The sequence below is a fragment of the Bacteroides sp. L008 genome, assembly GCF_040812255.1.
Taxonomy (GTDB): domain Bacteria; phylum Bacteroidota; class Bacteroidia; order Bacteroidales; family Bacteroidaceae; genus Bacteroides; species Bacteroides vicugnae.
Window position 1 is genome coordinate 2,420,448 of record NZ_JBFNXO010000001.1, and the last position, 22,223, is coordinate 2,442,670.

Consider the following 22,223-nt stretch of genomic DNA (forward strand, 5'->3'; position numbering starts at 1 on the left):
TAAATCACCCGATTATTCGCAATCTTATCCTCTGAAAAAAAGTAAAAATAGTCCCCATACTTACCCAGGAAACCATTAACAAACGTATAAAGCGTGATACAAACACTTAATTGATGTTATAAAACATCTCTTTTTATTTGGATTATTTGCAAAGTTGACAGAAGTCCGTATCTTTGCAATGTGTTTTTCATAGTATTAGATTTAAGGTTAACAAAGGTTGGAGCAAGGCGTTGCTCCTTTTTTTATGCCTGTATCTTTCGTACGTACAAAAAACAAGAGGTACACCCCCACGAAATGAAATATACCTCTATGCTTACTATCAATAAAAGAATTACATCAGTCTATCTTTCAAAACCTGCGGAAGTTCGGGCATCGCACCGCTCTGTGTGCAGACATAAGCAGAAACCTCGACAGCCAGTTTATGCGCTTCGGGCACCGGTTTTCCATTGAGAATGGAAGCACAGAAAGCAGCCGTAAAAGAATCGCCTGCACCCACTGTGTCGGCAACCGGTACTTTGGGCGTCTCCTGGAAAGAGACAACGCCCGGAGTGAACACATAGCTGCCATTGATTCCACAAGTGAGAATCAGCATCTTCAGGTTGTATTTTGCCAACAGAATCCAGCATTTATCCTGCAAATCGATACCGGGATAACCAAACATACGGCTGATAGTCACCAGTTCTTCGTCGTTTATCTTCAGGACGTTGCAGCGGCGGAACGATTCACGCAATACCTCTTTTGAGTAGAAATCCTGGCGGAGATTGATATCAAATATCTTGAGCTGTCCGTCTATATCGGGCATCGTATCCAGAAAGCGATTGATAGTGGCACGGCTCACGTCATTACGTTGAGCCAGCGAACCGAAGCAAACAGCACGTGTGCTCAAGGCCAAACGTTTCAGTTCATCCGTAAAGGGAATGTTATCCCACGCCACGCCCTCTTTGATTTCGTAACAAGGCACGCCCTCGTCATCGAGCGTCACCTGCACCGTACCGGTAGGATAGTCTACCTGTTCAATCTGCATCTTCAACTTCTTCTCGTTGAATACTTTCAGAATTTCTTCTCCCAGTTCATCCCTGCCTACGGCACTCACTACACGACTGTCAAAACCAAACTGTGATACATGATAGGCAAAGTTTGCCGGAGCACCACCGATTTTCTTTCCTTCGGGCAACACATCCCAAAGTGCTTCGCCCATTCCTACAATTATATTATTCATGATATACTGGTTTTATTGTTTCCAAAGTTATAAAATTATTTTCTGATACGGAACGTATAATACAAGAGATAAAGCACGCCCACCGTCATTACGGCGATAGCACCATTCTGTCCCATGGAAGTATCCGAAGCCACTCCCATTGCCAACGGAAACACCGTCCCGCCGAAAAGTCCCATAATCATCAAGCCGGAAACTTCGTTTTTCTTACCCGGCAGATAAAGCAATGCCTGCGAGAAGATAACGGAAAACACATTGGAGTTGCCGAAACCAATCAAAGCGATGCAAGCATAGATAATTGCCTTTTCATGGAAGATAAACAAACCGATCATGGCAATCAACATCATCACCACACTAATGCCGAAGAAAGATTTCGGAGACATCTTACGCAAGATGAAAGAACCCAGAAAGCAACCTGCCGTACGGAAAATAAAATAAAGACTGGTTGCAAAAGCAGCATCATCCAATCCCATGCCGATGCGCTCCATCAAAATCTTCGGGGCGGTAGTATTCGTACCTACGTCAATGCCGACATGACACATGATACCAATGAAACAAAGCAGAATAAACGGTTTGCCAAGCAGGGCGATGCATTGTCCGAAAGTAGACGGTTTGCCCTCTTCTTTTTCCTCTTCAATTTGTGTGACATTGAGCAGAAGAATAGCAATGACAGCTACAATCATATAAATAGGGAACAGGATGCGCCAGCCTAGATCGAAAGTCGGAATGGCCTGTGTCGCTCCCCACATGGCGATGTAAGGTGCCAGAAAAGAAGCAATGGCCTTCACAAACTGGCCGAAAGTCAGACTACTTGCCAGGCGGTCGCCACGCACGATATTGGAAAGTAATGGATTCAAAGAAGTCTGCATCAACGCATTTCCGATGCCCAGGAGGGAGAAAGAAATCAGCATCAGCATATAGCTGTCGCCGAAAACGGGTAGCAACAGAGAAGCGAAAGTCACAATCAAACTAAGCAATACGGTTTTCTTCTGACCAATGCGGCTCATCAGCATGCCGGTGGGTACGGAGAAAATCAAGAACCAGAAGAATACCAGTGACGGAAAGATATTCGCCTGTGAGTCCGACAGACCAAGATCTGCCTTTACGTAATTGGAGGCAATGCCTACCAGGTCAACGAATCCCATGGCGAAGAAGCAAAGCATCACCGGGATTAGTTTGGAGAGGGAAGAGTTTTTACTGTTTTCCATTATTTTATCTTTTATATGATGAATTCTGTTTCCATAGGGCGGAGCACATAACCCTACGGCAATTATGCATCAGTCCTTTATATAGTTGGTGTATCTCCCGTTCCTTGTTACTTTAAAGCTACGGTCTTGTTGGGTTACCACGGCCGTGGTAGCTTCTTCCCACGGCTGTGAAGAGTTCTCACCACGGCCGTGGGAGGATCTCGTCACGGCCGTGACGAACTAACAGAACCGTGGCTTTGAAGAAAGTGTCTCCGCACTTTAGTAGAACTCTTCCACTAGGACAGACGTACTCTTCCATAAGGAAAGAAGTATTCTACTCCAAAGAAACGAGGAAAGAGCGCATAGAGTAAGGAGAATGAGCTTATTTCTTCAACTTGTAGATCACAAACGAATCTACTTTATACGCTCCTCCTTTACTGTAAAAGTCGATATGAGTGTAAGGTTCCGACGGGAATACCTGATTAGTCATCACAAAACGTCCGCCATCACCAAAGGCTTCCACACTGGATTTATCGACAAATAGACGGAGTTTCAATTCGTCTTTTCCACTTTCAATGGCCGTCCAGGTCAACATTGGGAAGTTCTCATTGAAACCTACATCTCCGCTCTTGCGGCGGTCCATCGAGAATTTCTTTTCTTTCATGTCATATTGCATATCCACTTCTTCGCCTTTGTCATTGTAGAGACGGAAGCCGATTACATCCGCATGTTGATTTTCGATAGTCAGTTCTATTTCGTATGCCCCCTCATTGCCGGCAATCATGTCTTTGATGGTACGTGTTCCGTTCACTTTAAACGAGCGTTTCTTGGAGATGTCACGCAGTTTCAGCAGTTCGGGAGAGGGAGCAGACTGAAGATAAGTTTCGCCATCTACGGTGAATAGGCTCAAATCGCGAGGAACAGAGTTCGGACTACGGTATTGAGAGGTAGGAACATCGTTTGCATATTGCCAATTGCTCATCCATGCGATAGCGATGCGACGGTTGTCGGGAGCATCGCTCCAAGTCACGGTAGCATAATGGTCTTTCCCCCAGTCCATCCATTTGGTTTTGGAGGGTGATTCGTTTACAAATTCTTTTCCGTTGAACGTTCCGACAAAGTATTGGGTGGCACTTCCTCCGAAAGGACCTCCGGGATTCAAATTACAAAGCAATACCCATTTCTTTTCGTTCGTGCCGTCTACTGGAAGTTCAAATAAATCAGGACATTCCCAAACACCGCCATGTGCACCTTGTCCTTCACCGAAACTACTTTCAAAGGCCCAGTCTTTCAGATTGGAAGAAGAGAAAATTTGCATTTCCTGTCCTACTGCCAACAACATAATCCAACGTTGAGTCTCTTTATGCCAGAATACTTTCGGATCGCGAAAATCACGGGCATCAGACGTCAATACCGGATTATTTTCATATTTTGTAAAAGAACGTCCATTATCTGTGCTATACGCAATGCTTTGTACTTGTCGGTCACTATTCTGCGTATAAATTGCAACAATAGCACCCGCACCGAATCCGGCAGTATTATCAGTATCTACTACGGCCGAACCGCTGAAAATTGTACCAAGCGCATCAGGAGTAATAGCATCGGGACGATGTTCCCAATTTATCAGGTCTTTACTGATTGCATGTCCCCAATGCATATTGCCCCATTTGGAGCCATAAGGGTTGTGCTGGTAGAAAAGGTGATATTCACCATCTTTATATACCATCCCATTGGGATCGTTCATCCATCCATAAAGAGGTGAGAAGTGATAAGTAGGACGGAACTTTTCACGATTGCCCGTATCGAACGTGTCGGACAATTTCATTTCTTTGCAGCAAACAGCGGAAAGTTTACCCCGTATCGGATCATTCGAACCTAATTTAAATTTCAATAATATGTTTTTACCTGCATAGTCCGAAAGATCCAGTGGAACAAAATAGTCCACTCTGTTCACTGCCAGGCGAACATCCGCAACGTTCACCTCTTTATTATTAACGATCATGCTGACACGTACATCAGGCATAACCTCCTCTACGGGTAAAAGCAAATAACGTTGATTTGTATTTATATGTACCAGGCAATGTCCTTCACCCAAATCTTTTATTAATAAAGAAGAAGTATCGGCTGAAGCATCCGAAAATGAGAAAATCATCATAAGCAGAATTGCCAAAAAGGTCTGTACTTGTTTAAACGAGAATAATACATTCATGTCAGATGGTATTAGAGTTAATTATTAATATTCATTGTCTTCTATTTGTTACCATGCAAAGATAGGCGTAACGGATAGTTACACCTATCACTTTTGTTTCAGAAGATAGAAAAAATGTTACCTACCTATTTCTTAGCGCTTAGATAATGCAATATATTTTTCGTCATGAGCACAATATTATCTTGATAAACGTTAAGATTACTATTCTGATTCCATTCATAAGCAGCGAGCCCAAGGGCTATACATGTACCTTGATATTCCGCTGTCGAAGCAAATTCCACCATTCCGGCACAACAATAATCCGTCACGTGTCCCCACGTTGCTAAAACGGTAGCATTGTTTTCTTCTTCAAATGCCTTTACTATATTCCCTGCATTGGGATAAAGACCGGGGAAACCATAAGAATTCAAGTCCCACATACAATTATGGTCTTCACGTCGTCCGGGACCGATCAGCGGGAACGTTTCATGAGAGAATTGGTCGGAAGTAACCATACCGGCAAACACTGGATGACTCCGATGATCATACTCCATTCCGATGTTGGCATTAATCGTCCAAACGTCCGCGCCATCTCCTCCTTCACCATCTGCAAATATCCCTGGAGCCCGTTCGGTACGCCCCAATGGTACAACCAACTGAGTCGCATGATTACTCAAGAACAGATTCCCTCCATTCTTATAATACGTAGTCAAGACAGCGATCGCATCAGTAGACAAAGGTAACTTATCCCATCCGGCTCCAATGCCTACACGGTCTATATGCACCCAAATAACATCGTAAACAGAAAGATCTTCACTAGTCAACATGGCAGGAGTGACAACTTTACCATTCACAAACTGTTTCTTGAACCATGCATAAGAGGCTTTTTCATCATCATCTTCTATCTCTTCGGGACTATTATACGTTATCACATAAGCTGCATTTGTCAAATCAAGCCCGGACGGTTTCACCTTAATATTTTCTTCCGTTACTCCGCAATCTATCACTTCGGATAATTCGCTGATATAAAATACTTGATTACTGTTTTTATCTTCTATCGTACAATCTGCAAAACGATTATTTTCTCCTTCCGCAGCATTCACTGTAGTGGGATTTTCTATACCTTCACTCCAAGATACATTTATGGTGTTCGACGTGAAATGATTGTATTCACCTTTCACATGAATTACTCCATAGTCGGCTTCTTTGCCATTGAGTTGATTATCGCTCTGGTTTACCGTGAACAAGTTATCACTTAACAAGTTGTTTTGCCCGCTTAATTCAAAGAAAGTCATTTTGTTTCCGGTAAATTCATTATCCGAAATATTCACTCGGCTACAGCCAGTAAAGTTGGCACACCAATCGTCATTCGCCGTTAGTTTGTTGTGAGAGAAAATCAGATTGCTTTCTCCCGAAATACGTGCAGCCACACCGCCTTGCGATGAACCGAAAGCAGAATTGGTCACCATATTTTGTATACCACCATTCATTTCAATGCCATTCACAACATCGGTTGCATCTATCCGGGCTAATGTAATGGCATCACATCCTTGGAGTTTAACGCCCTGATACATATTTTCCATCTTAATATTGAAGAAATGCAGGCGGTCATTGTCATGCTCTACATAGATTCCGGTTCCTTGGTGGTCGGCTTTCCCCACAAGAGTAAGTCCGCTTACCTCCACCCCGCTAATACGATTTTTACGTCCGCCTATATCGGCAACAGGAGCCACATGCAATGCATATTCGGCATTTCCAAGTACCAAACGACTGCCTTTAGCGTCAGCAACAGGAACAACCGTTTCATCATTCACACCTTTCAGTGTTACGAAATTGCGTGTAAGCTGAATGGGACTATCCAGGCGAAAAGTCCCTTCGGGAATAAGTATCGTTCCTCCTTCGGGCGGGAGATCGGCTATAATAGCATTTATAAGATCTGCACAATCGGTAGATCCGTCAGTCGGAAGTCCGAATTGCGTTATATCTATTATCTTCTGACCTTTACATTCATCGCAAAGCGCATAGGTATCATCATTACTGCAAGATGTGCCCAACATCAGGAACAATCCGCTTATCAAGAATTTATTTATTTTCATGGTGTTACTATATTAATAATGGTATAGGATGAGGAAATTATTCTATTATGCTCACCTTATCAGATGATACACAATTAGAGACTTCAGTTTCTGTGTTCACCAAGAATACCCGATAGCTCTCCAAATTATCTATAAAGCAGTTCTTGAACACGTTGCCTGTTCCTTGAGTGGCATTTACAGCCACAGCATCAGCATAAGCCCATTCACATGACAAACTGTTGGACACAAACGTATTGTTGTTACCTTTTACGTTGATTATACCAAAATCCTCGCCATGGTCGAGCATTTGATTCTGAACTGCTCCTGTAAGCCAAAAGATGTTCTTATTTACCCGATTGTTATCGCCACTCAACACAAGAATACCATTATAGTAGCTTTTGAAATTATTACCTTCAATAACACTATTATTGCAATCATCAAGCACTAAATTTTCACGTCCATCAGGGTAGACCTGATTATTAAGGAATGACAGTTTGTTCACTCCCTGCGCTTTACAGGTTATGCCAGTGGGCTGTGCACCTAATTGGCAATTCTTTATAATCATATTCTCACCACCAATCAGTTCGATACTATTAGGAAGTTCACATACCCAGCAGTTGACTATCTGCATATTCTTTGCCTGTTCTATCTTGATGCCGGTATGCAGATTTATGCCAATAATATTAGAAAGTATTCCATTATCGCTCGTGCCTGTAAAATGTATACCGATGTTCTTGGCTTCCGTCCCACCCGACACCATCAGATTCATAATCTTTAACCCCTTCACGTCTGTTTCTACTTTTATAGCTGCTTCGGCATTGCGGGCAACCAGTTTGCTTCCACCACCAGGTCCCAGCAGATCGTTGATTCCATTCACGTCAATATTGCTGCGCATACCGGGATTTAATCACTTAATCGTCACATTGTGCTTATTAATCACAATGGGAGCATCAAGTACAAAATCACCTTCGGGAATAACCACCACTCCCCCTTCGGAAGGTAAGGAGGCAATTGCACTATTAATGGCTTTCGAACAATCTGTCTTTCCATCACCAATAGCTCCGAATGTGGTAACATCACCTTCGATTTCAGTATGAGTGCCATAACATAACAGGTTATCATCACCGTCGCAAGCTGTGAACAAGCACAGACAGAAAGTGCTAATTAAATATCTCTTTAGTTTCATCATATCTATATTTAAGGAATTCATATTAGTTAAACTTACCATATCCAGGGTTCTGCACATAATTACCTTCAGAGAAATTATATTGCGCATTGGGGATAGGCAAATATTCATCTCTGCCACGGACGAATCGAGCACCACGGTAATAAACACGTTTGTTTTGCTCCACACCAATGTAACTGTTCATAGTTTCCGCAGCAACACCCCAACGTACTAGGTCGAAGAAACGGTCCCCTTCCATAGCAAATTCCATGCGGCGTTCCCAACGTAGTGCTTTGCGGGCTAATTCTTGATTCCAGCCTTCAGAAGGGTATTCACCGATCAGGTAATTAGCTGCATTCTGGTCTGAATCCTTAAAGTCTTTTACATAAGGACTATTCTTGGCACGCAGACGAATACGGTTAATGATTTTGCGGGCTTCTTCCAGTCCGGCAGTTTCACCTATTTCTATCAGCGCTTCAGCCTTCCACAACAACACGTCGGCATAACGGATAATCTGCCAATTGAGATGGGAAGCCCCCCAAGGCCAACCTTGGAACATCTCGTCACTCTCCGGAGAAATATAGAAGCGTTTGGTACAGTTGAAACCATATTCGCCACTGTTACGCACCCAATTTGCTTTACAAGGCTCGGCAGTATATGTTTTCCAAGTAATGCCCGGACGACCGGTTACGAAATCCAAACGAGGATCTACAGTTGCGTCAACATTAGTGAGTTCACTTCCTTCATATATTCCATAGTCATCGACGTTGAAAGTATCAAACAAAGGCAATCCATAGGTATCTGTCTTATAGGCATTGATTAAGTTTTGGCTGGGCAAGAAAAATCCGTCACCACCATAAGGACCTTTAGGGGCGTTGAGCAAATTACTCCAGTTTATATTCCCGGCACCATCGGTTTCATCATCCATCGAATATTGTACGGCAAACACAGACTCTACTCCATTCTCATATTCCAATTGATCGAGTTTCTGAAAATCATTCAAAAGATCATACGTCTTTCCTTGTGCACCCACTTTGTCGCAAAGAGTCACCACTTCAGCCAGCAACTGCTTATCAATAGCAACCACTTGGTTATTGTCATCTTGTTGATAGGCCTGATAGAGTATGGCTTTAGCGGCATAGGCATAGGCTATGTTCTTTGTGATACGACCTACTTGAGATTGAGTATCAGGCAAATCGTCGGCAGCATCGAGAAATTCCTGTGCTATTTTACCCAAAAGTTCTTCACGGGTATACTGGTTGTTGGGGATGTACTTATAGTCATCATTTTCCACATTTTCATCAAAATAAGGCACTTGCTTGAAAAGGCGAACCAGTTCGAAGAAGAAGTGTGCACGAATCACCTTCATTTCAGCCTTACGACTTTTAAGTATTGACAAAGAGTTCTCGTCAAGCGTGTTCATTACCCTCAATGCGCTGTTACAGCGTTGTAAACAGCAATAGAGTTGAAACCATTTTTCGTCGGCATTACTCCATGTAGCATCTATTTTAAAGGTTTCAAGCAGCGTGCAAAAGTCACCGTCATTTACACCGCCACCGCCTTTATAAGCATTGTCCGAACGTACTTCGCCATACGTCCAATTCGTCATTGGTACCCAATGCATCTCACGATTGGGACCTTTCAATCCGGCGTAAGCCGAAGTTACCAGGAGTTCCACACCGTCAGCCGATGCCAACAAATCGTCATTGAGTGTACCCTGTGGTTTAATATCAAGAAAACGGCTCTCATTGCAACTTGCCAATAGTGCCATAACACCTGCTGCAAAGATATATTTCAATTTCATAATGTTCTGTATTTAGGATAAAAATTAAAAACCAAGTGATAGACCGAATGTATAAGTGCGAGGCTGAGGATATGGATAGCCCAGTCCTTCAGGGTCGGCACCCGTATAATTAGTCAGGGTGAAAACGTTCTGTGCTTGCAGATACACACGCAAATTGGAAAGACGTGCTTTTTTAATCCACTTATCCGGGAAAGTGTAGCCCAGCGTTAAAGTCTTCAGCTTCACGTAAGAACCATCTTCGATAAAGAAAGTAGAACTGCGTGTTTCTACATTATTGTCCACCACAGTCAGTGCAGGGATGTCACAATTATAAACTCCGGTTTGCTCATAATCATTCCAAGCATGCATTGCATCCATCAGACGTACAGAGTGATTACCTGTCCAGCCTTGGAATAGGTCGGTATAAAACTTAGAGTTATTCCATGCATCGCGAATCATACCATTGAAGAATGCGGAAAGATCAAACCCTTTGTAAGATGCACCGATATTTAAACCACCGATAAATTTAGGTTGATCGCTACCTTGCCAATCCATATCGGCAGTATTGATGACGTTGTCACCGTTAAGGTCTTTGTAGCGAATACGTCCCACACCGGGAGCTCCAATCTGTACATCATATTTGCTTAGATATTCATATACCTCTTGCTTTGTTTTGAATACACCATCGGCTTTATATGACATCCATGAGCCATAAGGTTGTCCCACAATGGTTTTGTCCACACCGTTACCACCTCCCCAGGTATATTTGATAACATCCGGAAGTTCGGTAATTTCATTCTTATAATAAGAGATGTTGAACGAAATGTCATACTTGAAATCCTTTATTTCATCCCGCCAAGTAAAGGTTGCTTCCACCCCGCTGTTATCCATACTGGCAGCATTATACCATTTATATCCACCTTCGCCAATCACACCTATATAAGGTTTTTGAATTAGCATACCAGTGGTCTTCTTTTGAAAATAGTCCAGAGTCAAGCCCAAACGGTTATCAAAGAAAGCGGCATCAATACCAAAGTTCAACTGCTTGGTCTCTTCCCACTTCAAGTCGTTGTTACCCGAACGATCTTTCTGTACACCGGGTACGACTGTTGCACCATCACCATTGAAGTTGTATGAACCATTGGACATGTTAGTGTAATAAAGGTTGTAAGTAGCATTGTTGTCAATCTGGTCATTACCATTAATTCCCCATGATGCACGTAATTTAAGGTCTGAAAGCCAGTTTTGCGTACGTTCCATAAATTTTTCGCGTGACATTCTCCAACCAGCTGATACAGAAGGAAAGATGGCTGAATTGTTCCCTTTACCAAAACGTGAAGAAGCATCACGACGCACCGTTCCTGATATGAGGTACTTATCATCGAACGCATAGTTCACCTTACCAAAGTAAGAAACCATAGCATAAGTAGAAGCATTGTTACCCACACTTTTTCCTTCAGTCACAGTGTCCAGATAGCGATAGTCAAGGTCTTCTATCACCAATCCGCGACCATACCCCTGCAAATGCTCACCATTTTCTTTCTTAGCTTCGGTTCCTATCACAGCACTGATATTATTCTTCCCGAAATCTATGCTATAATTAGCCGTGTTCGACCATACCCATTGTACACTATTATCCTGTCGTACGGTCAGTTCATTTACATCTACCTTCCGATCGGCTTCGCTCCATTTTGGGACAAAGGTTGAGTTGAAACCGGTAGTATAATTCAAGCCAAATTGGCTCTTCAATACCAGATTTTTAATAGGCTCTACTTCCAAATAAACATTACCAAAGATACGCCAGCTTTTGTGACGATTATTGGCTTCGTTGTCCGTCAAGCGAATGGGATTCGGTTTATCTCCCAATATATCCACATAACCACCGGCGTACCCTCCGTTTTCATCGTACACAGGAATGGCCGGATGCTGCGCAATAACCAATTCTTCTATACCGGCAGGATTAAGATGTTCCAACCAATGGTTCACCGAGATGCTTTCTCCCACACGTACTTTACCATCCACAAAGCGGAAATTAGAAGCTAAACGCGAATTAAAGCGTTCGTAGTCTGTATTACGGCAAAGGCCATCTTGATTCATATAGTTTAAGGTAAGAGCCACATTACCATCCTTAAATCCTTTAGAGAGGGAAAGGTTATAATTCTGCATCAAAGCCGTACCAAATATCTCCTTTGCCCAATCAGTATTGCCTGACTTTATCTTCACTCCATTCTGGTCGAAATAATATTCTTGCAGTTGGGCTTTTTCTCCATTTCCATAGACAACACTGTTTGGATAAGTTCCAAAAGTATTTTTATAGGCCTGCCAATAAACATCGCCCCATTGGTAAGCGTCAAGCATATCAATACCACCGGCAAAAGTCTGGGCAGTGAGCGACATATCAAAACTTACCTTTACATCGCCTTCCTTAGCACGTTTTGTGGTAATGATAATGACCCCGTTAGCAGCCTGAGCACCATAGATCGCAGCAGACGCTGCATCTTTCAACACCTGAATGGATTCGACATCATTGGAAGAGATGATAGAAGCTACATTGTCATGCGTCTGAACACCATCTATCACATAAAGAGGGGAAGAATTGTTAATGGTAGTAATACCACGTAATTTAGTATCCGTGTTTCCACCGCCGGGTTTACCATCAGTTGTCACGTTCATACCGGCTACACGCCCCTGCAAACCTGACATCACATTACCGGTAGGTATGTCTGCCACCTCTTTCATCTTCACTACGGCTACCGAACCTGTCAGACTGGCTTTCTTTTCAGCCATATAACCTGTCACAACCACCTCATCAATCATCTTAGAATCTTCTTCCATCACTATCTTCAAGGAAGGTTTAGCGGCAATAATCACTTCCTTATATCCTATATAAGAAATAGCCAATGATGCATTTGCCGGTACACTAAGAGTAAAGTTTCCGTCTAAATCGGTAATAGTTCCAGTTGATTTAGAATCATTTTGCACTACGGAAGCACCAATAATCGGTTGCCCATCAGTCTTTGAAGTAACGTTTCCCTTCACCGTTATGTTTTGTCCCCAAAGGACTGACATGAAAGTAAACAGGAAACAAACGCTGCAAAGAAGTTTTTTGTTCTTCATAATACTAAGCATTAGTTTGATGTTATTAAATTAAAAGTACGAATTTTATCTTTATCGATAATGCAAATTACGGTTGATTTACGTCAATCGACTGAAAAAAATGTTTCAAAGGCTGTAACATTTGTTGCATAGAACGCTATTTTATAGGGTTTTATACATTATTTTTCTCATCACAAGAATTATGGAGAAGATATTCTCTTGTCAGTGGGAAAATATTACCTTTGCGTAATGATATAAGCTTTTAAAAAGTAGTTATAATTAAAACGATTAATAAAAAAAGTCAGTTACCGATTGTAACCAACTGAAAATTGAACGATATGAAAACAATCTCCAACGAACAACTTACCATTCAAGTATCTCCGCATGGAGCGGAACTTTGCAGCATCTTCGCCAATGGAAAAGAATATCTGTGGCAAGCGGATCCTGCTTTTTGGAAACGTCACTCTCCTGTCCTATTCCCTATTGTCGGAAGCGTATGGGAAAATGAATATCGCAATGAAGGGATTCCTTATACACTTACCCAACATGGATTTGCACGCGACATGGAATTTACGCTTGTTTCCGAAAAAGAAAATGAAGTACATTACCGCCTTATCAGCAATGAAGAGACTTTGCAAAAATATCCGTTTCCATTCTGTCTGGAAATAGGTTATCGCATTCAAGGAAAGCAAATTGAGGTGATATGGAAAGTAAAGAATACCGGCGACAAAGAAATGTATTTTCAGATTGGGGCACATCCTGCTTTCTACTGGCCGGAGTTTGATGCGAACAGTTTAGAAAGAGGGTTCTTCGGATTCGACAGGAAAGATGGCTTGAAGTATATTCTTATTTCTGAAAAGGGATGCGCTGATCCTTCTGTTGAGTATTCCTTAGAGTTGGCAGACGGATTGTTACCATTGGATACTCATACTTTTGATAAAGATGCTTTGATCTTGGAAAACGGCCAGGTTCGCAAAGTCACCTTATTTAATAAGGAGAAACGGGCTTATTTAAGTTTACACTTCAATGCTCCGGTAGTCGGCCTTTGGTCGCCACCTGCAAAGAATGCTCCTTTTGTCTGCATCGAGCCTTGGTATGGACGTTGCGACCGCGCACATTATACAGGGGAATATAAAGATAAAGACTGGATACAGCACCTGCAACCGGATGAGATATTCCAAGGGGGATATACAATTGAAATCGAAGAATAATCGACAATAGCCAACAAGACCCGGCAAATAAAAAGTAGCTGCCGGATTTCACATCTGACAGCTACCAACACCTAATTCTAATCTACAAAACCTAACTTATAAATCTAACCTATGAACCTTTAAGCAACTAATACCCATTGCTCTTACTGAATCTATGAAAATATCTATTGTGTAAACCTCTACCTTATATTATAAACCTAATCGATACGCATTGAATGAATCAACATTGAACGTTCCTCCTTTACTATAAAAACACATACGGTTGTATGGTTCCGATGGAAAAACCAGATTCGTCATTGCTATTTTTCCTCCATTCAGGAATATTTCTACAGAACACTTATCAATAAAGATATCCAAAGCGTATTTATTTTCTTTTTTTATCGGCGCCCAGGTAGCTAATGCGAAATCATCGATATAATTGATCGAAGTCGTCTTTCTACGGTCATGAGCTTCTATTTCATGAGGGACGCTATTCTTTCCGAAATCTACGATACCACTTTTCGTCCGGTCCATTACCAGTCTTTTTTCAGGAAGATTGAAATAGATATCTACCTTTTCACCTTTATCATTAAAGAGACTGAAGCCCATAATCTCCGCTTTGCCGGTAGTAATCTCCAATGCTAATTCATAAGCTCCGTTATTATCAGTCAGTAGAGAATCAATATGATAATCATTGGATACGGTGAAAGAAGGAATCTCCTTGTTTTCTTTCCGCAAAGTTTTCGTCTCTGCCACCGGAGCCGCCGAAAGATAAAGCTCACCGTCTTGTGTATAAAGTCCCAACTCACGCGGTAAAGCATTGGCACTACGGAATTGCTTTGTCGGAACAATATTGCAATATTGCCAGTTACTCATCCAAGGTATGGCAACCGTCCGATCACTTGTGTTCGAAAAACAGACCGTAGCATAATGATCCTTTCCCCAATCCAGCCATTTCGTGACATTTGGCTGATTGTCACAAATAAATTTCGTTCCGTCAAAGTTTCCTGTAAAGTACTGGGTTGCACTCCCTCCGAAATAGCATCCCGGATTCACGTTTACTATCAACGCCCATTTCTTACGATTTATCTCTCCATCTATCGGAAGTTCCACCATATCCGGACATTCAAACTGACAAGGTTGCACTCCGTACCCTTCTCCGAAACTGCTCATATAATTCCAGTCTTTCAGATTCTTCGAGTCATAAAAACGCATTTCCTTATCGGCAGAAACAATCATAACCCACTTATCTTCCGGTTCATACCGGAAAACTTTCGGATCGCGGAAATCTTTCAAACCGTCAGAAGGACAAAGGATGGGATTCTTCTCGTATTTCGTAAATGTCCGTCCGTTATCTTTGCTAAAAGCAAGACATTGGTTCTGCCCGTTTTTGTCACTAGCAGAAGTATAAAAAGCCAGAATACTCCCCGCTCCATAGCCAGCCACATTCTCCTTATCAACAACAGAACTGCCGGAAAAGATATGTCCCAATGTATCACGGGCAATAGCCGGAGGTAAGTGTTCCCAATGCACAAGATCTCTGCTGACGGAATGTCCCCAATGCATATTTCCCCATTTGGAACCGTAAGGGTTGTATTGAAAGTACAAATGATATTCTCCATCTTTATAGACCAACCCGTTGGCATCATTCATCCAACCATACAGAGGAGTATGGTGATAAACTGGACGAAACTTATCTGTATTGGCTGTATCAAATGTATCAGATAGTTTGATTTCTTTCCAGCAAAGTGCATCCTTTGATTTATTACGCACACGTACGGTAGCAGTCTTTGCTCCGGCAGGTAAGGCAAGCGGAACAAAATAGTCCACTTTTGTCTGTGCCAGACGAATATCCATATCGGTATCTGTAGCCTCTCCTGTATCCAGAAGAACCTGACTTTCCATTGCTTCCTCTTCTATAGGAAGCAATATATAATTAGCCGGATAGGTGATGTGAATGACAGTCAGGCTATCACCTTTCTGTTCCAAAGTCAACTTGCTTTTAGTTGTATGGCAATAAGTCAGTCCGTAAGAGACTGCTAATGCAAGTGCCGCACCTTTACATAGTTTTATCCAAGGGGTTGTTTTCATGGCAACAAAGTATTCCTGATTTACACAAGCTTTTAATCAAAATAGATGAAGGCAAAGATAGGGGGTATATTCACCTTCGTCTATAAACTTTGTTTCAAAGGGTATCAATTTTGATACATCACCTTACTATTTTTCTACCAGAATTCAAAACAATCAATATTCATAGGACCGAGTATATGAATTTTCATCATATGAATACCGACTGATAATTGTATGTTTGATACTATAAAATCATCATAAACAGTCCAGTTCCCTGTAGTTGTGACAATGGTCCAACTGTATCCCTCCATCAAAAGAAAGGGCGAACTTTCCATCTTCTTCCACTGTCGTACAAACTTTGACTATAGGGATTCTTATCAATCACCTGAAAAATAAGCTGTCAAGCGTAAAACAAAATCATCCTTATTCATAATATTATCCAAGCCTACAAAAGATGATTAAAAGTCTTTTTTCTCCTTTACTTAAAGGAAAAACAAATATTTTTATGCAATTAATCACTTTTTAATCCCAGATTAAGCCATTTCATTCCTCCTTTTTAATACTTTTCCTTTTACTTTGCCGTTAACTAATAATATCAGAAAAACTATTAATGTACAAATATGAAAAAAAATCTAATCCTATTGTGCAGTTTGCTGGCAAGTTTTACCTTACAGCCCGTACAGACAAATGCACAAACGGCGACTAACAGTCAAAAATTACTCTATCCCTATCCTTTCGCTCCCAGTGAAGGTCTGGTGAATAAAACCGAGAAAGAGCATCGCCAAGAAATTTGTTTAAATGGCTATTGGGATTTCCAACCCATTGCTTTACCGAAAGACTATAAACAAGGTAAAGGAGCAGCTCCCGAATTACCACTCCCGAAAGATGGTAGTAACTGGAGTAAGACACGCATCAAAATACCTTCTCCATGGAATATCAACGCTTTTGGTTATCGTGATCTCGAAGGTCCCGACCACCGTAACTATCCGTCTTATCCGAAAGAATGGGAACAAGTGAAAATGGCATGGATGAAAAAAAATATAACAATTCCTTCCAACTGGACAGGCCGGCAAATCAAACTTTACTTTGAAGCCGTCGCAGGATATTCAGAAGTCTATGTCAATAAGGAAAAAATAGGTGAAAATTTCGATTTATTTCTGCCATTTAGCTTCGACATCACGGATAAAGTCACTCCCGGTGAAACAATAGAGGTGCTTGTAGGCGTGCGCAGCCAATCCTTATTTGAAGATAATTCAACTATCGGCCGCCGTATTATCCCAGGAGGCTCTATGTGGGGATATCACATCAACGGTATCTGGCAAGATGTATATCTGTTAGCTTTACCCCAAATACATATAGAAGATGTATATGTGAAACCATTGGTTGCCAAGAATACATTAGAAATCGAAGTAACCATACAAAACAAAACCAACCGGAAAGCTGACATACAACTGCAAGGCAATGTCAGAGAATGGATAAATTACGCCGGAACGGACATAAACTCCGCTCCCGTTCCCGCATGGACACTGGGTACGGAAGCATTACAGGTCGCACCACGCAAAGTTTCAATTGCAGCTAATGCATCACAGATAATAACACTGCAAGTACCTGTCAATGAGAATATACTACAATATTGGACTCCCGAACAACCGAATCTGTATGCCTTGTTACTTTCTATCAAGGACAAGAAACAAACTATCGACACGAAATACGAACGTTTTGGTTGGCGTGAATGGACATTACAGGGAACCACACAATACCTCAATGGCAAACCTTATGCTCTACACGGAGACTCCTGGCACTTCATGGGTATCCCGCAAATGACACGCCGCTACGCATGGGCATGGTTTACCGCTATTAAAGGCATGAACGGCAACGCAGTTCGTCCGCACGCACAGGTTTATCCTCGTTTTTATATGGATATGGCGGATGAAATGGGAATCTGCGTACTGAATGAGACCGCTAACTGGGCTAGCGACGGCGGTCCGAAACTAGATTCAGATCACTTCTGGGAAGCATCGAAAGAACATTTAAAGCGTTTCGTCCTGCGTGACCGCAATCATGCATCCGTTTTCGGTTGGAGTATCAGCAATGAAAATAAACCTGTTATCCTGCATGTATATAACCGTCCCGAATTAATCCCCGCCCAACAAAAAGCATGGAAAGAATGGCGTGACATTGTACGTCTGTACGACCCTACCCGTCCTTGGATTTCATCTGACGGCGAAGACGACGGTAATGGTATATTACCCGTGACCGTAGGACATTACGGAGACATCAACTCCATGAAAAACTGGATTAATATCGGAAAGCCTTGGGGAATCGGTGAACACAGTATGGCATATTACGGTACACCTGAGCAAGTATCCAAATATAACGGAGAACGTGCCTACGAATCACAAGAAGGACGTATGGAAGGGTTAGCTAACGAATGTTACAACCTAATAGCCAACCAACGCCGGATGGGGGCTTCATACAGTACGGTTTTCAATATGGCATGGTATGCGCTGAAACCACTCCCACTCGGTAAAAAAGACATTACCAAAGCACCTGATGTTAGAGAAGATGGTGTATTTTTCGGTGAGTACAAAGAGGGGATTCCGGGTGTACAACCAGAACGTGTGGGACCTTATTGCACTACATTCAATCCTGGCTATGATCCCACCTTGCCACTCTATCAAGAATGGCCGATGTATAGTGCCTTACGTGCTGCCAATGCTCCGGGCGCACCAGCATGGTCTCCTTATGCCATCATCGACAAAGAGCAATATAAAGCTCACAAAACTACCAATCCGGACAAAAATTATAAGGAGGTAGTATTTATCGGCAATCCAGAAAGCAAAGTAAAACACCTGTTAAATGCACAAGGAGTAGCATTCGCTTCTAAAATCACCACTCCCTCCTCACTGCTTTACATCATAGATGGCAGCCAAGTGTTAGATGACACTACCCAAAAGGAAATACAGAAACAACTCGCCAAAGGTGCAGATTTATGGATTTGGGGAATTACACCGGAAACAGTAGGCAGATACAATGATATTCTACCACTTCCTGTCGCACTGGAACCACTGAAACGTTCCTCTTTCCTACCTGTGCAGAAAGCATGGATGCAAGGACTTAACAATTCTGATTTCTATTTCTGCGAACTTCAAAAAGCGGATGCTTCCAATTATTCATTAAAAGGCACATTCGTAGAAGAAGGGGATATCTTGTTGAACGCTTGTAAGACTGACTGGCGCAAATGGAACAAGCGTCCGGAGGAAATCAAAACTGCCGGAACAATCCGCAGTGAATACGAATGTACGTCCACTACTCCGGTATTTGTTAAATACCAGCAAGGTGCTTCCTCCTTTTATTTAAGTACATTGACCGAATTCGCCAATTCAGAAAAAGGATACAACACATTAAGTATGATCTTAAAAAATGCAGGAATAAGCTATCAGAAGCCAGAAACCAATATTAATGAAGTATTCTTCCTGCGTGATGAACAGATAAACTTCCCCGTAGCAACCAAAGAAAAATTCGTAAAGAAAGATAACGGATGGACACTGGAATTCTACGTATTCAGCCCGCGCCCTCTGGATGACCTGCTGATAGAGCCTAATATGCCAAAACTCTCTCTGATGTTAAAAGCAAAAACTCGTGAATTATTCATTAATGACACCCCCTATACAAGCATATCTCACGACGGACGTAACGAGGTAATCTATAAAGAAATCCCTCTATTGCAAGGATGGAATAAACTGGTTATTAAAATAGGAGACGGAGACCGGAATGATTTCAGCGGTTTCTTTAAATGCGATAACAAGAAGGATTTTCTTCCGACTTTGAAAGCTGCCTTCACAAACCCGGAAGCCAGATAAAATGAAGATAAAAGAGGATTAAAAACGATTAAAAATAAAAGTACCATGAGAATCTTACATTTCTTTGCTACGATCACAGTTGCTGCAATGTTAAGCGGATGTAATAGAGAGCAATCACAAACCACTAACCGGACACCGGTCGACTATGTCAATCCATACATAGGGAATATCAGCCATCTGCTAGTTCCCACGTTTCCGACCATTCAATTACCAAACAGTATGCTTCGTGTCTATCCCGAACGTGCGGATTATACCACCGAATTGTTAAACGGGCTGCCGTTGATTGTCACCAATCACCGGGAACGTTCCGCGTTCAACCTTAGTCCTTATCAGGGAAAAGAGCTTCGTCCGATCATAACCTACAACTACGATAACGAACATATCACGCCTTACTCGTATCAAGTAGACCTGAACGACAACAGCATGAAAGCAGAATATGCCCTTTCCCATCAGTCGGCTCTCTACCGGATCACATTTGAGGCAGACAAACCTGCCTATATCATTATAAACTCCCGTAATGGTTCGATTCATGTAGGCGAAAACTTTATCAGCGGCCATCAGCAATTAAGTGCCAACACCAATGTGTACGTATATATCGAACCACAGGAAAAACCGGTAAGCACTGGCATCTTAAAAGACGGAGTCATCGAAGCCAGCAAAGACAATGCGGAAGGCATCAATGCTTGTGCAGCATGGCGTTTTGCCGATGGTACAACAACAGTCAGTCTTCGTTACGGCATATCTTTCATCAGTGAAGAACAAGCAGAAAAGAATATGCGTAATGAACTGAAAGACTACAATATAAAAAACCTGGCAAAAGCAGGACGCCAAATCTGGAACGAAACTCTAGGACGTATCAAAGTGGAAGGAGGAACAGAAGATGACAAGACTGTATTATACTCTTCATTCTACCGTACTTTCGAGCGCCCTATCTGCATGAGTGAAGCCGGTGGCCGTTACTTTAGTGCTTTTGACGGCAAGGTACATGATGACAACGGTACGCCTTTCTATAACGATGACTGGATTTGGGACACATACCGTGCGGCACATCCACTTCGTATATTGATCGACACCAAAAAAGAAGAAGACATCATTGCTTCTTTCCTGTTAATGGCGGAACAGATGGGAACAATGTGGATGCCTACCTTCCCTGAAGTTACAGGTGACTCACGCCGCATGAACTCCAATCATGCCGTTGCCACCATAGCCGACGCTCTGGCTAAAGGACTGAACATAAATGCGGTGAAAGCCTATGAAGCGTGCCGGAAAGGAATGGAAGAAAAAACTCTTGCGCCCTGGTCGGGAGCCGCTGCCGGATGGTTGGACAACTTCTACCGCGAAAACGGATATATCCCCGCCCTTCGCCCGGATGAAAAGGAAACAGATCCGAATGTACACCCTTTCGAAAAGCGTCAACCTGTCGCTGTCACATTAGGAACCAGCTACGACCAATGGTGTCTTTCTCGTATCGCAGAATTATTGGGTAAGAAAGACGAAGCCGCCCACTATCTGCAATGCTCTTACAACTATCGGAATATCTTCAATAAAGAGACCGGTTTCTTCCACCCGAAAGATAAGGAAGGCAAGTGGATTACACCGTTCGATTACCGTTATTCCGGTGGTATGGGCGCCCGCGAATATTATGGAGAGAACAATGGTTGGGTTTACCGTTGGGATGTACCTCACAATGTGGCCGACCTCATCAACCTAATGGGAGGAAAAGAGCAGTTCATCTCCAATCTCGACCGTACTTTCAGTGAACCGCTGGGACGCAGTAAATATGAATTCTATTCAAAACTACCTGACCACACGGGTAATGTCGGGCAGTTTTCTATGGCAAATGAGCCATCATTACACATACCTTATCTCTACAATTATGCAGGTCAACCCTGGAAAACGCAGAAGCGTATCCGTCAGATGCTGAAAACATGGTTCCGTAATGACCTCATGGGAATACCTGGGGACGAAGATGGCGGAGGTATGACTTCATTTGTTGTTTTCTCTTCATTGGGTTTTTATCCTGTCACTCCGGGCTTACCAATCTACAATATCGGAAGTCCACTTTTCACAAATACAAAAATAATACTCAGCAACGGTTCCGTATTTGAAATCGAAGCCCAGAATGCTTCCGACGAAAATAAGTACATCCAATCGGCTACACTGAACGGTCAAAAATGGGAAAAACCCTGGTTCAGCCATGACGATTTGAAAAACGGAGGTAAATTAGTACTGACAATGGGCAATAAACCTAATAAAGCATGGGGCAGCGAAGACAATGCCGTTCCTCCTTCAGCAAAAGCCAAATAAGTACTGCCCGATTTATATGAAGATGTCGCAAAATAGAATTTTCATTTCCTACATTCTATTTTGGGACATCTTCATATTTCATT

At 42.3% G+C, this 22,223-nt stretch carries 12 protein-coding genes; 3 read left to right on the forward strand and 9 right to left on the reverse strand.

Annotated features, from left to right (window positions below):
* Positions 1 to 331: 331 nt before the first annotated feature.
* The 8 genes from AB3G73_RS09795 to AB3G73_RS09830 form a co-directional block, all read right to left on the reverse strand.
* Positions 332 to 1,219, reverse strand: coding sequence for a carbohydrate kinase (locus AB3G73_RS09795; RefSeq protein ID WP_004311736.1), 888 nt, complete (start codon positions 1,217 to 1,219; stop codon positions 332 to 334).
* Between the two features lie 35 nt (positions 1,220 to 1,254).
* Complete coding sequence (locus AB3G73_RS09800; RefSeq protein ID WP_074556869.1) at positions 1,255 to 2,424, reverse strand: MFS transporter; 1,170 nt, start codon at positions 2,422 to 2,424, stop codon at positions 1,255 to 1,257.
* A 361-nt stretch (positions 2,425 to 2,785) separates the two neighbouring features.
* Positions 2,786 to 4,612, reverse strand: a complete 1,827-nt coding sequence (locus AB3G73_RS09805; RefSeq protein WP_367744681.1) for a GH32 C-terminal domain-containing protein — start codon at positions 4,610 to 4,612, stop codon at positions 2,786 to 2,788.
* A 125-nt stretch (positions 4,613 to 4,737) separates the two neighbouring features.
* Positions 4,738 to 6,687 (reverse strand): DUF4960 domain-containing protein, encoded by a 1,950-nt coding sequence (locus AB3G73_RS09810; protein ID WP_367744682.1) that lies wholly within the window; start codon positions 6,685 to 6,687, stop codon positions 4,738 to 4,740.
* Between the two features lie 37 nt (positions 6,688 to 6,724).
* Positions 6,725 to 7,561 carry a right-handed parallel beta-helix repeat-containing protein gene (locus AB3G73_RS09815; protein ID WP_367744684.1) on the reverse strand — a complete coding sequence of 279 codons (837 nt, stop codon included), beginning with the start codon at positions 7,559 to 7,561 and terminating at the stop codon, positions 6,725 to 6,727.
* 12 nt (positions 7,562 to 7,573) lie between these two features.
* Positions 7,574 to 7,855 carry a glycosyl hydrolase family 28-related protein gene (locus AB3G73_RS09820; RefSeq protein WP_367744685.1) on the reverse strand — a complete coding sequence of 94 codons (282 nt, stop codon included), beginning with the start codon at positions 7,853 to 7,855 and terminating at the stop codon, positions 7,574 to 7,576.
* Between the two features lie 22 nt (positions 7,856 to 7,877).
* Positions 7,878 to 9,635 carry a RagB/SusD family nutrient uptake outer membrane protein gene (locus AB3G73_RS09825; protein WP_367744687.1) on the reverse strand — a complete coding sequence of 586 codons (1,758 nt, stop codon included), beginning with the start codon at positions 9,633 to 9,635 and terminating at the stop codon, positions 7,878 to 7,880.
* A 24-nt stretch (positions 9,636 to 9,659) separates the two neighbouring features.
* A complete protein-coding gene (locus tag AB3G73_RS09830) occupies positions 9,660 to 12,743 on the reverse strand; it encodes a TonB-dependent receptor (RefSeq protein ID WP_258981435.1) in 3,084 nt (1,027 codons plus the stop codon).
* Between the two features lie 305 nt (positions 12,744 to 13,048).
* Between AB3G73_RS09830 and AB3G73_RS09835 the strand changes: the two genes are divergently transcribed.
* Positions 13,049 to 13,921, forward strand: a complete 873-nt coding sequence (locus AB3G73_RS09835) for an aldose 1-epimerase family protein (RefSeq protein ID WP_148364653.1) — start codon at positions 13,049 to 13,051, stop codon at positions 13,919 to 13,921.
* Between the two features lie 189 nt (positions 13,922 to 14,110).
* Here the strand turns inward: AB3G73_RS09835 and AB3G73_RS09840 are convergent, their stop codons facing one another.
* Positions 14,111 to 15,991 carry a DUF4980 domain-containing protein gene (locus tag AB3G73_RS09840; protein ID WP_367744689.1) on the reverse strand — a complete coding sequence of 627 codons (1,881 nt, stop codon included), beginning with the start codon at positions 15,989 to 15,991 and terminating at the stop codon, positions 14,111 to 14,113.
* A gap of 599 nt (positions 15,992 to 16,590) precedes the next feature.
* Here AB3G73_RS09840 and AB3G73_RS09845 point away from each other — a divergent pair.
* Positions 16,591 to 19,833, forward strand: a complete 3,243-nt coding sequence (locus AB3G73_RS09845; RefSeq protein WP_217721208.1) for a glycoside hydrolase family 2 protein — start codon at positions 16,591 to 16,593, stop codon at positions 19,831 to 19,833.
* A 45-nt stretch (positions 19,834 to 19,878) separates the two neighbouring features.
* A complete protein-coding gene (locus AB3G73_RS09850) occupies positions 19,879 to 22,140 on the forward strand; it encodes a GH92 family glycosyl hydrolase (RefSeq protein ID WP_195649708.1) in 2,262 nt (753 codons plus the stop codon).
* Positions 22,141 to 22,223 lie beyond the last annotated feature (83 nt).